The organism is Chryseobacterium indologenes (assembly GCF_002025665.1).
Taxonomy (GTDB): domain Bacteria; phylum Bacteroidota; class Bacteroidia; order Flavobacteriales; family Weeksellaceae; genus Chryseobacterium; species Chryseobacterium metallicongregator.
Genome location: NZ_CP018786.1, coordinates 3,369,527 through 3,384,255 on the forward strand (window position 1 = coordinate 3,369,527; position 14,729 = coordinate 3,384,255).

Here is a 14,729-nt window from a genome sequence, read left to right on the forward strand (position 1 = left end):
GTAACTTACATTAGTAACATTAAAGTAACATATGAAACTTTGGTTTTATATGCTGTTTAAAATAAAGATCTCCTTATGAAAAAGAATGAATTAATGCAATACAGCTGCCCTCTGGGCAAGGCAATGGCCGCTTTGGGAAGCAAATGGAAGCCTATTATTGTTCTTGTTATTAAAGACAGGAAGTTACGTTTTGGAGAGCTGGCAGTACGCATTAATGTCATTTCCAGAAAGGTATTGACTGATCAATTGAGGGAGATGGAAACTGATGGTCTGGTTATCCGTGAAGAGTTTAAAGAACTGCCTCCGCGAGTGGAATATTCTCTTACAGAAAAAGGATTGGCTTTATTACCTATTCTGTATTTACTGGAAGAGTGGGAAGCAAAATATCAGGTGAAGGGACAGCATGAAGATAAAGATTGTTCTTTTTTGAATGAAGATATAAAAAATAAAAAGGCTGTCAATGTTTGATCGCTTTTTTGCTTTTTAAAACAATACTGAACATTATTTATTAATTATCCGGCTTACTTTTTATAAATAAGGATAAAATAAAAAATGTAATTAAAAACATAATAAACTGAATCAATAATACAGGCCATATACTTGGATCAGCATATCTACATCCGAAACTCAAAATTGAGACAGGAAATGTTACTATTAAAGCATATAAAGTCCATTCACCATATAATGGATCGCTGCCATAAGCTGAACATACTGCCAATGTTCCGGTTCCTACATATAGTATCGAAATAATAAGTGCCCATTTTCGGGACTTCAAAAATGAAGTTATTTCTTTCATGTTTTATTTAATATAATTGAGCACTTTCAAAAAGGTAAGTATATAACGAAAAGGTAAGCATATAGGTTCAAAGCCATTTCTGATGCAAATTTGCAGAAAATATTTCACTATGAATTACAAAGAAATTGCAAAAGAAACCATTGGAAATTTATACAAAGCCCACCACAGCATCCGAAAATCCGGTATTGATGAAAAACTGATCGCTTTGGTAGAGTTACGCGTCTCACAAATCAATGGCTGTGCTTATTGCTGCAGTTATCATGCTAAAGAATTATCTGATTTTGGGTTTGAGCAAGATACCATTAACAGGCTCCCGGGCTGGAAACACACGAATGCCTTTAATGATCAGCAAAAGCTTGTTTTAGAATGGGCTGAAGCTGTCATTGACAGTAAAGATGATTGGCAACATATCAAAGCAAAACTGACTGAGCAATTTACGGAAAGAGAAATTGTGGAGCTTACCGCAAGTATAACTTTGATGAATACTTTGAATAAATTGAGGATTACTTTGGCTGAGGTAGATTAATCAAGAAGGAGCTATAAATCTATGGCTGTTTTTATTTTTGAATAGATAATTTATTAAGTTGTATTTGAACACTTTCATGGTAATCGCCATTAAGGTAATATACAAACCCTTTCTCTATCACAGCTTTTGAACCTGCTTTAGGAATTGAATCTTTGTATTTAAAATAAAGGGTATCATTTTTTAAGCTATAATTTCCGCTGTACACATCTTTATCCCGCATCATTCCCTGGGAAATGAATTCGAAACTGTTATCATCATACATTTTCAAATAAATCCAGCCTAAAGGAGCTTCTCTGTCTGCCAGTAAAACTTCTTTTTTATTCGCTTTCTTACAACCTATAATTATTAATATTAAGATCAAATATAAGAGTCTAATTTTCATGGTTTATCACTGAAGGATTCAAGTAAATATAAACAAAAAAACCACTCCCAAAAGGAAGCGGTTTTTAAATGTATCTAAAATCCCAATTAGAATATCGCAGGATATTTCTGAGGATTTGTTTCATTAAACATTGCGTAGATTTTTTCCACCATATCGTCTGTAGACGGTTTGCTGAAATAATCACCATCACTTGCATATGCTGGTCTGTGATCATTAGCAGAGATCGTCAACGGATCTGAATCCAGATATCTGAATGCTTTCTGCTTTTCAAGGATCTGCTGTAGGATGAACCCTGTAGTTCCTCCTTCCACATCTTCGTCAATCACGACTAATCTGTTGGTTTTCTTAACACTTTCAGCAATTTCGTGAGATAAATCGAAAGGAATCAATGACTGAATATCGATTACTTCTGCAGAAATTCCTAATTTTTCCAATTCGTTGGCAGCTTCCGTTACAATTCTCCATGTAGAACCGTACGTTACCAAAGTAACATCTTTTCCTTCTTTAGTTACTTCAATTTTCCCTACAGGAACTGTGAATTCACCTAAGTTATCCGGTTGTTTTTCTTTTAATCTGTATCCATTCAGACATTCTACGATGATGGCAGGTTCGTCAGCCTGAAGCATAGTGTTGTAGAATCCTGCTGCTTTTGTAAGATTTCTAGGTACTAATACTAAAATTCCTTTTGAAAGGTTCAGAATACCCGCCATTGGAGAGCCAGAGTGCCAGATTCCTTCTAATCTGTGACCTCTCGTTCTGATAATTAATGGAGCTTTCTGACCTCCTTTTGTTCTGTAATGTACCGTTGCCAGATCATCACTCATTCCCTGTAAACAGTAAAGAACATAGTCTAAGTATTGGATTTCAGCGATTGGTCTTAAACCTCTCATCGCCATACCAATTCCCTGTCCAAGGATCGTTGCTTCACGAATTCCTGTATCAGCGATACGTAAAGCACCATATTTTTCCTGCATTCCTTCCAATCCCTGGTTTACGTCACCGATATTTCCGGTATCCTCTCCAAAGATTAAAGTTTCAGGATATTTCTCAAAAATTTTGTCGAAGTTGTTTCTGATCACTACTCTTCCATCTACATCTTCAGAGCTGTCAGAATATACAGGTTTGATTTCCTGAACGTTTTCAGCCTTCCATTCAGACTGAGAATATAAGTGAGAAGAATAGTTGTCTTTTTCAACAGCAGATACTTCATTGTATTTCTGCATCAATTGATTTCTTTCTGCAGAATTTGTTCCTCTTGTTGCCAGTAAAGTCTGTCTTACCAAATGGAAAATATCTTTCTTAGCTTTTGAAACTAATTTGTTGAAGTGAGCAATATAAGTTTCCACTTCAGCATTTTGTCCTTTAAGGTTTTCTACTAAAGGTAAAATAGACTGAATAAGTACTGAAATGGCTTTCTGATAGTTTTCCCAAGCTACTTTCTGACCTGTTTTTGCTGCTTTTTTCGCTTCTTCGTCAATAGCATCCAATTCTTCAGCAGTAGCAATTACTTCCTCTTTTCCATCTATTTCGATAGAATAGTTCAGAATCCACTCTTTGAATTTTGCCAGCCCGTCATACTCTGCTTCCCAAGCCAGACGTTCTTCGTTTTTATATCTTTCGTGAGATCCGGATGTAGAGTGTCCCTGAGGCTGAGTAACGTCTACCACGTGCACTACCACTGGTACACTTTCTGTTCTTGCAAAATGTTCTGCCTTAGCATAAGCATCTAATAATGCAGGATAATCCCAAGCTCTTACCTGGATAATCTCACATCCCTGGTTTTCTCCTTCTTTTCTCTGGAAACCACTTAGCATTTCACTGATATCAGCTTTTGCTCTCTGATTTTTCGTAGGAACTGAAATTCCGTATCCGTCATCCCAGATAGAAACAATCATAGGAACCTGAAGAGCACATGCTGCATTCAGAGTTTCCCAGAAGTGTCCTTCTGCTGTAGAAGCATCCCCAATAGTTCCGAAAGCAATTTCGTTACCTTCTCTTGAGAATTTTTCTGAACCGTCAAATTTTACGCTTTTATAGATCGTTGAAGCCTGAGCTAATCCCAATAATCTTGGCATTTGTCCGGCTGTAGGGGAAATATCGGAAGAAATATTTTTCTGAGCTGTCAAATCTTTCCAGCTTCCGTCTTCATTTAAACTTCTTGTTGCAAAATGCCCGTTCATTTGTCTTCCCGCTGATGCAGGCTCTCTTTCCACACTGGTATCTGCATACATCTGTGCAAAGAAACTTTCTACTGTTAAGGCATCTATTGCCAATGCAAAAGTCTGATCCCTGTAATATCCTGAACGGAAGTCTCCATTTCTGAAAACTTTCGCCATTGCAAGCTGAGGAAGTTCTTTTCCATCCCCAAAAATTCCAAATTTAGCTTTTCCAGTGAGTACTTCTCTCCTTCCGAGATAAGACATTTCACGAGAGATCCTTCCTAACCTGTAGTCTCCAAGTATCTGATTTTTAAAATCTTGAAAGGATATTTGCTGTGTTTCAATATAGGTTGTTTGCATAGCTAAGTAAAAAAGTTTTTTAATCTTCAAGTATTTTGCTAATATACACTTTTTAAATTAATTTTAATTTTTAATAATCTTTTTTAAAAATTTGATAATAAAAAAAATTGTGCTTTATTTTGAAAAAAATTGTAAATGATGGAAAAAAAGTCACCTCACATCTTGAATGCGTCCAGCAATCTTTTAGGATTTTCATTAATCATTATTACGTCACTGAAAATCTCTAAGATCAGTCAGAATACGTATTTGGACGAATTTGCAGGATTTGCCTGTATTCTTTTTGCCTGTAGCTGTTTCTTTTCATTTCTGGCGATCAGAACTAGGAATAGAAAGCGGGAATCTACGTTTGAGAACATTGCGGATTATTTATTTTTAATCGCTTTATTTTGTATAGTTCTAGCTGTTATTATTGTAACCCTGAAAATTATTTAATTTAAAATTTTCGCACAATTGCGTAATTTACGGTAATACATAAGGGCAATCGTATAAAAATTTGAGAATTCAATAAGAAGCTATTTCCAATTTTTTTAACTGAATCAATATCAGATTCTAAATATAAAAGAGAAAGTGTTTTGTACATATTTCCAGATTCCTGAAAACATATTACAAAACACTTTAGTTTTAATTATAATAAAAGGTAGAATTATATCTTCTGAACAGTTACATTGGTAACATTTCCGCTTCCTGTAGATCCTGTTTCTGTTGAAATAATCGTAGCATTTTGATTCGGAGCTGCTGTAAAACGAATCTGGTATCCCGCTGTAGGAGCAACAACTACAGTTGTATAATTCATCAGCTCACCTACAGTTCCTGAAGAAGCAACTGCATTATAATGGCTTCCTCTTCCCAGGTAATTAGCATCTGGTACAGGTCTGATACCAATAAGCAACTGAGTATCTGCAGGCATATTGGTAAAACTTGCCTGTAATGTTACCAGATAATTGCCAGCCTGATTAAAAGTCATTACTCCAGTTCCGGTATTATAGGAATAGAAAGGAGAAGTTGCTATTGGTGCAGCGAATAATAAAGTAGTAATTGTTGAAGAACTGATGTTCTGGTTAGCTGCTAAACGTGCATGAAAAAGCGAATAAGCAGTAAAGTCTATAGTCTTCAGTACTCCGCTAGCATCAGCTACAACAACCCTGTCAGTTCCTCCGACGCCTATATTTGAATTAATATTACGGATACGGGCATTTCCGGACGCCACATCTAATTTTTCACTTGGAGAAGCGGTACCTATCCCTACTTTAGCAGTTGAGGTTACACTAAAATCATTATCCTGTTGGGCTACAGAAGGAACTCCTGTGGCAGGATTGTCTTTAGAACCGTCAATATGAAAAGTTGTCTGGGGATTTTGAGTACCTATTCCCACTTGTGCGTACGAAATAACGCTTGAAGTGATAGCACACGCTATCATCATTGTCTGAATTTTTTTCATTATTTGTTGTTTTTTCTTGCGACAAATTAACAAAAAATATACTGAAACCCAATGAATTATTAACAAGCACTTTATTTAAATGATGCAAAATATTAGTTTACAGTAATTTAATATCATAAAAAACGCAACTAATCACAACTGATTGAATTATTGAAAGATAGCTCTATTTTTTCTCCAACAATGAAAAATTTACATACCACGTGGGAAGAAAGGGAAATAAGTGAATAAAAAACTCAGAACAACTAAAAAATATCAACATCAGAATTTTCGCTCAATCACATAATCAAGCATAATATGTAACGACTTTCTTGCTTCAGAATCCGGAAACTCATTCAGAATATCTTTGGCTTTTTGCTGGAAATCTTTCATGATGGTAATAGCATATTCCAATCCACCAGAATTTTTAACAAATTCTATAAGCTCTTTTACACGCTTAGGATTGTTATTATATCGTTTTATGGTATCGAAATAGTATTTCCTGTCTTTTTCACTGGCGATCTTTAAGGTATGAATCAAAGGCAGTGTCATTTTCTGTTCTTTAATATCAATCCCTACCGGTTTACCGATCACGTTTGAACTTAAATAGTCGAAAAGGTCATCCTTAATCTGAAATGCCATTCCGGTAAAAGTACCAAAATCCATCATCTTCTTGGCAAGAGCTTCATCTGCATTATTGGAAAGAACACCTATTTCGCAACAGGCTGCTATCAGAGTAGCTGTTTTCTGACGGATAATTTCATAATACACCTCTTCAGTGATATCCAGTTTTCTGGCTTTTTCCAGCTGAAGAAGTTCTCCTTCAGACATTTCACGGATCGTTCTGGAAATTACCCCAAGCAGATCATAATCTTTGTGATCTGTGGAGAGTAAAACTGATTTTGACAAAAGATAATCCCCTACCAAAACCGCAATTTTATTCTTCCAAAGTGCATTGATTGAAAAGAAATTACGACGTTTAAAACTTTCATCCACCACGTCATCATGTACCAGAGTAGCCGTGTGGATCAGCTCGATCATAGAAGCACCTCGATAGGTTTTTTCCGTTACCTCACCCACCAGTTTGGCACAAAGAAACACAAACATAGGACGCATCTGCTTTCCTTTGGTGGTAACAATAAAACGGGTTACTTTATCCAATAAAGCTACTTTACTCTGCATTGACTCATAAAACTTCTGTTCAAAAAGTTTCATTTCATCATTGATCGGTCGTTTAATCTCTTCTACTGTATTTGCCACAATCTGCGAATGCTGGGTGAATAATTATTAATTCTCACAAAGATAATTTTTTTCGCTCAATTTTAAGGTAAATTAATCTTTGAGTTGATCTTTCGGAATAAAATAAAAGGAAGGTTTTGTGGTTCCCAACGGAGATCTGAACTTTTCTCCTGAAATATAAATTCCCGTTTCATCTACACTTATTCCCTCAATCTGTGCTAATGAAAGCGCAGTCCCGAGGTAATAATGCTTTGGTTTTTCTTTAAAAAATATTCCTGGTTCGGTTTCTGTAAAAATATCTAAAAAGACTTCTGTTTTCTTGGTATATCCTATTAAATAAAGCTTTTTATCAAAATAAGAAGCATCTGTAACCACAAAACCTGTTGTATAAGCTTCTATTTTTTCTGCCTTTTGCAGTTCTGAAATATCAGGATCTACGATATAGTGTGAGGTTGCTTTTGAAGCCCATTCTTTGGTAAATACATGCAGCTTTCCATTCAAGTAGATCATGGCTTCTGCATCGAAGTCATTTTTTGTGTTTTTAGAGGTAAAATCAGTCTGTTCCGGATAATAAAAAAGAATTCTTGTTCCATCCAAAGCTCTTTCTGAACCGGGAATTTTAATGATATTAGCTGTATCAATACGTCCGTAAGGAACTTTATAGATCATCAGATCTTTCCTTGTTCCTGCATTATTTCCGAAATCTCCGATATAAAAATTTTTCCCATCATTGGCCAAAGCCTCCCAGTCCGTATTGATTACATTAGTTTTCAGCGTTCTGATAATTTCGCCGCTCTTTTTATCAATTTCAAAAAGTTCAGCAGCATTTCCACTGTCATTGAATGTGTAAAGTTTTCCATTTAAAATATTCAGTCCTGAGGTTTCCTCAATTTTATCATCAAGATAACCTACTCTGTATTTTTTAATTTTCAGAAAATCGGTCTGCTGAGAAAATGCAGATTGACCAACGAAAAGAGCAATAATCAGAAGGAATTTTTTCATAAGACAAAAGTAGGGCTTTATTCTGAGGTGAGATTCGGGTTTCGGAATACGGGTTTGAGGGGAGAATGTAGATTCCTACAGAATGGACAAACTAAGCGTTTTTATTTATCCCACATTGTCATTCCGAAGGAATTTAAATATTGTATGGAGTCAATGAAAAAAATTTTGGATTTTTGAAGAGATTTATTGTTTTGCTTATTCTCCGTTTTACTTTTTCTAACTTCTTAAAAAAGAAAAGCGGGTTAAAATAGCCCGCTTTTCACTTAGATTTCTATTGATTTTAAATCAGAAGTTAAGCCGTTTTCTGCTCTTTCTGATTTTGCTGTTGTTCTTTCTTTCTAGCCTGTCTTGCAAAATATTCTTTCTGATATTGCCTTACAGTCTTTCCGGTTCCATCATGTCTCCATCCAGGTGAATTGAAAATATAATTAACTCTGTCTGTGAATTTTAATCCTGGCTGCTTCAGATCTTTCCAAATTTTTCTCCATTCATAAAAAAGAACAGTATCTGGTCTGTTATCCGGCATTTTTGGATAGATTCCATATTTCACGGGTACATTTGGATCTTCTTTTTGGAAGGTTCCAAATATTTTATCCCAGATAATGAGACACATTCCCATGTTTTTATCCAGATATTTCACGTTACATGCGTGGTGCACACGGTGATGGGAAGGTGTTACCAGAATATATTCCAGGAATCCCATACTCTTCACAGTTTGTGTGTGTACCCATGTTCCATAAACCTGCCCGATGGCGTAAGCCACCATAATATGCCATGGATTGAATCCTAAAAATGCAAGCGGTGAAAAATACAAATATCTGTAAAGTGGCTGTAATACGGGGCTTCTGAATCCTGTTGTCAGGTTAAAATACTCTGAACTGTGATGCGTAATATGAACTGCCCAGAATGCTCTGGAACGGTGGTCCACATAATGCAGCACATAATAAGCAAAGTCTGTGATGATAAAACATGCCAGCAAATACCAGATGCTGAGATCCCATGAAAAAAGTCTGTGATGGTAAAAGAAAAACATCACTCCCATGGCAAATGCCTTCATGATAAGGTCTAGGCCAAAGTTCATCAATGCAAGATAAACATTGGTAGCAAGATCTTTTCCACTATATAGCTTAGCTTCTGAAACGTGGCTGTAAATCATTTCAGCTAAAATAACAGTAGCATGCAATGGAATAGCCCATGCATAAACATTTTCCAGCCCATCCTCGCTCATAAGAAAATCCATCATCACAAAATAATTTGTGCAAAGGTAGGGTTTTAACCTATTTTTTATGAAAGTTTTAGGCTTTTTTTAAGGAAATTTTAATCTGTTGTTTTGTTGGCCAACTGTCCGCAAGCGGCATCAATATCACCTCCACGGCTTCTTCTGACCATTACAGTTACCCCTGCGTTTTCAAGCTGTCTGATGTAATTTTCTTCAGCCTGTTTGTTGCACTGATCATATTTTCCATCTCCGATCGGGTTGTACTGGATAAGATTTACTTTTGAAGGAACCTGTTTGCAATATTTGATTAAAGCTTTAATGTCTTCGTCACCGTCATTGATTCCTTTCCATACGCAGTATTCAAAAGTAATCACAGAACCTGTCTTCTGATACCAGTACTGAAGGGCCTCCATAATATCCGTCAACGGGAATTTATCAGAGAAAGGCATGATCTCATTACGCTTGGATTCGATAGCAGAGTGAAGGGATAAAGCCAGCTTCACACGCAGTTCGTCATCTGCAAGCATTTTGATCATCTTAGGAATACCGGATGTAGAAACGGTAATTCTTCTTGGAGACATTCCCAAACCTTCCGGCTGGGTAATTTTTTTGATGGCTTCCACTACGTTTTTGTAATTCATCATCGGCTCTCCCATTCCCATAAATACGATATTGGAAAGCGGTCTGTCAAAATACATTCTGCTCTGGCTGTCAATCAGAGCTACCTGATCTACAATTTCAGCAACTTCAAGATTTCTCATCCTTTTCAGTCTTGCTGTAGCACAGAATTCGCAGTTTAATGAGCATCCTACCTGTGAAGACACACAGGCTGTAGTTCTCGTTTCTGTAGGAATAAGAACAGATTCCACCATCAGCCCGTCGTGAAGTTTCACTCCGTTTTTGATGGTTCCGTCAGAGCTTTTTTGAAGAAGGTCTACGGAAACAGGATTAATGGTATATTCTTCCGAAATTCTCTCACGAAGTGATTTGGAAAGATTCGTCATTTCGTCAATCGAATGGAGGTTTTTACTCCATAGCCAGTCATAGACCTGTTTCGCACGAAACGGTTTTTCTCCTAAAGATACAAAGTAGTCTTTAAGCTGGTCTAATGATAATGTACGGATATCTTTCATTGTAAGGTTGTAGATTTTAGGTGGCAGGTTGCAGATACTATTACCTGCAACCTTTTACCTATTATCTTTTTTATAGAATTAACATTGCGTCACCGTAAGAATAGAATTTATACTTTTCTTTTACGGCTTCTTCATAAGCATGCATGATGAAATCTCTTCCTGCAAATGCAGCAATCATCATAATTAAAGTAGACTTCGGTGTGTGGAAGTTGGTGATCATTGAGTTAGCAACTCCGAAATCGTGAGGTGGATAAATGAATTTATTAGTCCATCCGTTGAAAGCAGAGATTTTTTTGTTTGAAGAAACAGAAGTTTCCAATGCTCTCATCGTAGTAGTACCTACTGCACAAACTCTTCTGTGAGTTTCTACTGCTTTGTTGATAATCGCAGCATTTTTCTCATCAATGATGATCTCTTCAGACTCCATTTTGTGCTTAGAAAGATCTTCTACCTCAATCGGGTTGAATGTTCCCAATCCTACGTGAAGCGTTACTTCAGCAAAATTAATTCCTTTGATCTCTAATCTCTTCATCAAATGCTTAGAGAAGTGAAGTCCAGCTGTAGGTGCAGCTACTGCTCCTTCTACTTTTGCATAGATCGTCTGATATCTTTCAGCATCTTCCGGCTCTACCGCTCTTTTGATATATTTTGGAAGCGGAGTTTCTCCCAATTCTTTCAATTTCGTTCTGAATTCGTCGTAAGAACCGTCGAATAAGAATCTTAATGTTCTTCCTCTTGAAGTCGTGTTATCAATTACCTCAGCTACCAAAGACTCATCTTCTGTGAAGAATAATTTGTTACCAATTCTGATTTTTCTTGCAGGATCTACCAAAACGTCCCAAACTCTTGTTTCTTTATCAAGCTCTCTTAATAAGAAAACTTCAATTTTAGCACCTGTTTTTTCTTTATTTCCGTAAAGACGTGCAGGGAAAACTTTTGTATTGTTGAAGATGAACAAATCTTCTTCATCAAAATAATCCACAACATCCTTGAATAATTTGTGCTCGATAGTTTGTGTTTTTCTATCAAGTACCATTAATCTCGCTTCGTCTCTGTGCTCTGATGGGTGTTCTGCTAATAATTCCGCAGGAAGATCAAAATTAAAATCTGATGTTTTCATTTTTTAAATTACGGTTTAAAAATTATTGAAATTACAAGGTGTAATTTTCGGAGTGCAAATATACAACATTGAACACCCCTTTGTCAAGTATTATTTACAATCAAATATAAAACCGTGATTTTACGGGGATTTCCAAGGCATAAAAAGAGTATTTTTGGAAAAATTACAATTTATTATGGAATCTGTAAGTACAATATACTTCATTGATAATCCGTATCCTAATGGCCACAAAATTGAAACTTTCAGCTGGAGCGGAAGAATTGACGAGTATGGATTTATCTGGTTTGATTTTCATTTAAAAACTGAAAATTATTACACCAATGATGATGAAAACAGTGAAGAAGAAAACGAAGATCTGTCCGAGTGGAACTCCAAAATAGTATGGGAAAACTACCATGCCTGTACATTGTCATCCAACTATTGGGGCGAACAAAGAGGAATCAAAATTAACAACCTTGATGAAAAACTTGACTTCGATACAGTTGTTAAAAACGATCTTTTCAGTAATGATCTCCCTTCTGAACAGCGTTTTGATGATGATGGCCTTGCCTTCAATATTTATCTGTTGGGGCATGACAGCAGTGCAGGACATCAGATCCAGTTTTCAAAAACAGACAATAACAAATATGATATTATATGGACGGGTAAAATAGCATTGACCTATGCTGGTGATGACGAATTTTCGCATGATTTCAAAGCGCAAATTTTCAATGCTGAATTTGAAGGTTTTCATTATCCTAAAACCTGGTCACTGGAAAAAGCAACTGAAATGTTCAAAACCAGACTTGCCAATTTTGAAAAGTATGAATTTGTAGATCTGAATCCTAAAAGTAACAAAAGGGAGTATAAACTCGACAAACTAAGTAATAACACTATAAAAACAACAAATTAAAAAATTATCATTATGAGTAAATATTCAATTGAAGCATTTATCAACGAAACGAAAGAGAATCCGCAGCAAAGAGATTATTTTGAGCTGGAGACGAAACATCTTCTGGAAATCAACCTTAATAATCAGGCAGTATGGACTAAAAGAGGAAGTATGGTAAGCTATGTGGGAAATATCAATTTTGAAAGACAGGGAATGCTGTCCGGAGGAATTGGAAATCTTTTGAAGAAAGCTATCAGCGGTGAAGGAGCCAAGCTTATGAAAGCAGAAGGAACCGGAAAACTATATGTAGCAGATTCCAGTAAAAAAGTCCGTATTCTTTATCTGAATAATGAATCTGTATGTGTAAACGGAAATGATATTCTTGCCCATGAACAAAGCGTAAAAAGTGATATCACCATGCTGAAAAGTATTGCAGGAATGATGTCCGGAGGGCTTTTTCAGGCAAAACTTTCAGGAACGGGACATATTGCTATTACCACTCACGGAGATCCTTTAACCCTACTTGTAACTCCTGACACTCCTGTATTTACAGATCCTAATGCCACAGTTGCATGGTCTGGAAACCTAAGCCCGGAACTGAAAACGAATGTTTCTTTCAAAAGCCTTATCGGCAGAGGAAGCGGTGAAGAATTCCAGATGAAGTTTTCAGGACATGGATGGGTACTGATTCAGCCTTATGAAGAGGTATACTATATGGAAAAATAAACCAGACCAACCTTAGAGGTGATTTAAAATATTCGTAATCATTAAAATTGCATCCAGTGAATACCCTTATAAAACTATTTTTCGTGATCATTCTACTTCCTAATGTAATGATTGCTCAGACTTCAAAAAAAAATTACGAATATTCTATTGATCTTCTTCATATGAACAATGATGAAGTCCGGGTATCTTTTTCGCCCCCAAAGAATAATCTTAAACAGGGCAAATTTATCATCCCCAAACTGGTACCCGGGTTTTATCAGGCTATGAATTTCGGACAATATGTTTCTGATTTCTCAGCCACCGATAAAAACGGTAAAAAAGTAGTAACCGAACGTCTGGATAAAAACAGCTGGATGGTACACGATCTCAACCGGGTAAAGAAAATATCCTATCAGGTAGCTGACGGGTGGGACTCTTTGGAAAAAGAATCTAATGAAGCCAGATCTGCCGGCAGTATGTTTATAAAAGACAGCGTTTTTGTCATCAATTATAATTCTTTAATAGGATATTTTGAGGAAATGAAAGAGATTCCTTATCAGATTACCATTACAAAGAACAAGGATTTTTACGCTTCTTCTGCTTTAGATTATCAACAGAAAAATAAAAATACGGATATGGTTTGGGCAAAGGATTACCGCGAACTGGTAGATTCTCCTGTTTTATATTCTGTTCCTGATACCACCTGGCTGAAAATAGGTCATACCAAAGTACTTGTATCATTCTACAACAAAAAGGAAAGACATTACTCCAAAACAATTGCCCACGAAATAGAAAACATCCTGAAAAATCAGCAGGCTTATCTTGGCGGAACATTACCTGTCAAAAAATATGCTTTTCTGATTTATTATGAATCTTCCCATGAGAATGGATTTTTAGGAGACGGGCTTGAACATTCCCACTCTACGGTCTGTCTGTACCGTTCCGGAAGTATGAAGTTTCTTCCAAATGCTCTGAACAGAGTGGCTTCTCACGAATTTTTCCATGTGGTTACCCCACTCAACATTCATTCAGGAGAAATTCAGCATTATGATTTCCTGAATCCTGTGATGTCTCAACACCTTTGGTTATATGAAGGAATGACGGAGTATGCAACCATTCATATGCCTATCAAACAAAAAATGATCAGTCTGGAAGATTTTGAAAAAAGTCTGGAAGAAAAGATCAATGGTATGAAAGCATTTGACAACACTCTATCTTTAACAGAAATGAGTAAAAAATCTATGGAAAGACAAGATCAATATATGAATTTTTATCTGAAAGGAGCATTACTCGGGTTGTGTCTGGATATAAGATTAAGAGAACTTTCTAACGGTAAAACAGGAACTCAGGATCTGATGCAGATGCTTATGAAAAAGTATGGAGCAGGTAAATATTTCAATGATGATGAGCTTTTTGATGAGATTACAAAAATGACCTTTCCGGAAATCCGTACATTTTTCAGAGATTATGTAGAAGGTACTCAACCCATTCCTTTAAAAGAATACCTGGAAAAAGCAGGATTCAACTATGATGAAACTAATGGAAAAGTAACTCCTGTTTCCAATCCCGATTCAAAACAAGTTGCATTAAGAAAAGCCTGGATCAATCAATAAATTTTCACGCATATAACAAAATATGTAAAAAAAATATAAATGATCAAAATAAAGAAAAAAGCGAAAATTAATAATCTATACATCAACAATTCCAAAATCATTCAACTTTAAAATCCAACAACTCACAAATTCTTACCAACTACCTTTATTACTTCATTATCCTATTATCTATCACTTTATCGGGATTTAC

General features: G+C 36.0%; 15 protein-coding genes. 6 read left to right on the plus strand and 9 right to left on the minus strand.

Features of this window, described 5'->3' with window-relative positions; all coding sequences use genetic code 11:
* The first annotated feature begins 75 nt into the window (after window positions 1-75).
* Window positions 76-468: a winged helix-turn-helix transcriptional regulator gene (locus BUE84_RS15195; protein WP_079242396.1), complete on the plus strand. Its 393-nt coding sequence runs from the start codon at window positions 76-78 to the stop codon at window positions 466-468.
* A 40-nt stretch (window positions 469-508) separates the two neighbouring features.
* Here the strand turns inward: BUE84_RS15195 and BUE84_RS15200 are convergent, their stop codons facing one another.
* Window positions 509-796, minus strand: coding sequence for a hypothetical protein (locus tag BUE84_RS15200; protein ID WP_079242397.1), 288 nt, complete (start codon window positions 794-796; stop codon window positions 509-511).
* Window positions 797-905: 109 nt separating this feature from the next.
* Here BUE84_RS15200 and BUE84_RS15205 point away from each other — a divergent pair, with 109 nt between their 5' ends.
* Window positions 906-1,322 carry a carboxymuconolactone decarboxylase family protein gene (locus tag BUE84_RS15205; protein ID WP_079242398.1) on the plus strand — a complete coding sequence of 139 codons (417 nt, stop codon included), beginning with the start codon at window positions 906-908 and terminating at the stop codon, window positions 1,320-1,322.
* 31 nt (window positions 1,323-1,353) lie between these two features.
* Here the strand turns inward: BUE84_RS15205 and BUE84_RS15210 are convergent, their stop codons facing one another.
* Together BUE84_RS15210 and BUE84_RS15215 are read right to left on the minus strand one after the other, a co-directional pair.
* Window positions 1,354-1,704 (minus strand): hypothetical protein, encoded by a 351-nt coding sequence (locus BUE84_RS15210; protein WP_079242399.1) that lies wholly within the window; start codon window positions 1,702-1,704, stop codon window positions 1,354-1,356.
* Window positions 1,705-1,790: 86 nt separating this feature from the next.
* Entirely contained in the window at window positions 1,791-4,223 is a 2,433-nt protein-coding gene (locus BUE84_RS15215) for a thiamine pyrophosphate-dependent enzyme (RefSeq protein WP_079242400.1), read from the minus strand.
* Window positions 4,224-4,358: 135 nt separating this feature from the next.
* Between BUE84_RS15215 and BUE84_RS15220 the strand changes: the two genes are divergently transcribed.
* Complete coding sequence (locus BUE84_RS15220) at window positions 4,359-4,655, plus strand: hypothetical protein (protein ID WP_238594269.1); 297 nt, start codon at window positions 4,359-4,361, stop codon at window positions 4,653-4,655.
* Between the two features lie 211 nt (window positions 4,656-4,866).
* Here the strand turns inward: BUE84_RS15220 and BUE84_RS15225 are convergent, their stop codons facing one another.
* From BUE84_RS15225 to queA, 6 genes are all read right to left on the minus strand, one after another.
* Entirely contained in the window at window positions 4,867-5,661 is a 795-nt protein-coding gene (locus BUE84_RS15225; RefSeq protein WP_079242401.1) for a hypothetical protein, read from the minus strand.
* Between the two features lie 258 nt (window positions 5,662-5,919).
* Window positions 5,920-6,897, minus strand: a complete 978-nt coding sequence (locus BUE84_RS15230) for a polyprenyl synthetase family protein (protein WP_079242402.1) — start codon at window positions 6,895-6,897, stop codon at window positions 5,920-5,922.
* 72 nt (window positions 6,898-6,969) lie between these two features.
* Window positions 6,970-7,878, minus strand: a complete 909-nt coding sequence (locus tag BUE84_RS15235) for a hypothetical protein (protein WP_079242403.1) — start codon at window positions 7,876-7,878, stop codon at window positions 6,970-6,972.
* 292 nt (window positions 7,879-8,170) lie between these two features.
* A complete protein-coding gene (locus tag BUE84_RS15240) occupies window positions 8,171-9,121 on the minus strand; it encodes a sterol desaturase family protein (RefSeq protein ID WP_079242404.1) in 951 nt (316 codons plus the stop codon).
* A 74-nt stretch (window positions 9,122-9,195) separates the two neighbouring features.
* Window positions 9,196-10,230: a 23S rRNA (adenine(2503)-C(2))-methyltransferase RlmN gene (gene rlmN, locus BUE84_RS15245; protein WP_034696370.1), complete on the minus strand. Its 1,035-nt coding sequence runs from the start codon at window positions 10,228-10,230 to the stop codon at window positions 9,196-9,198.
* A 70-nt stretch (window positions 10,231-10,300) separates the two neighbouring features.
* Complete coding sequence (queA, locus tag BUE84_RS15250) at window positions 10,301-11,350, minus strand: tRNA preQ1(34) S-adenosylmethionine ribosyltransferase-isomerase QueA (RefSeq protein WP_079242405.1); 1,050 nt, start codon at window positions 11,348-11,350, stop codon at window positions 10,301-10,303.
* Window positions 11,351-11,504: 154 nt separating this feature from the next.
* Here queA and BUE84_RS15255 point away from each other — a divergent pair, with 154 nt between their 5' ends.
* The 3 genes from BUE84_RS15255 to BUE84_RS15265 are packed head-to-tail and all read left to right on the plus strand — an operon-like array spanning window position 11,505 to window position 14,539.
* Entirely contained in the window at window positions 11,505-12,242 is a 738-nt protein-coding gene (locus tag BUE84_RS15255) for a hypothetical protein (RefSeq protein WP_145953265.1), read from the plus strand.
* A gap of 12 nt (window positions 12,243-12,254) precedes the next feature.
* On the plus strand, window positions 12,255-12,947 hold the full coding sequence (locus tag BUE84_RS15260; protein ID WP_079242407.1) for an AIM24 family protein: 693 nt from the start codon (window positions 12,255-12,257) through the stop codon (window positions 12,945-12,947).
* Window positions 12,948-13,003: 56 nt separating this feature from the next.
* Window positions 13,004-14,539, plus strand: a complete 1,536-nt coding sequence (locus BUE84_RS15265; protein ID WP_145953266.1) for a peptidase M61 — start codon at window positions 13,004-13,006, stop codon at window positions 14,537-14,539.
* Window positions 14,540-14,729: the final 190 nt, after the last annotated feature.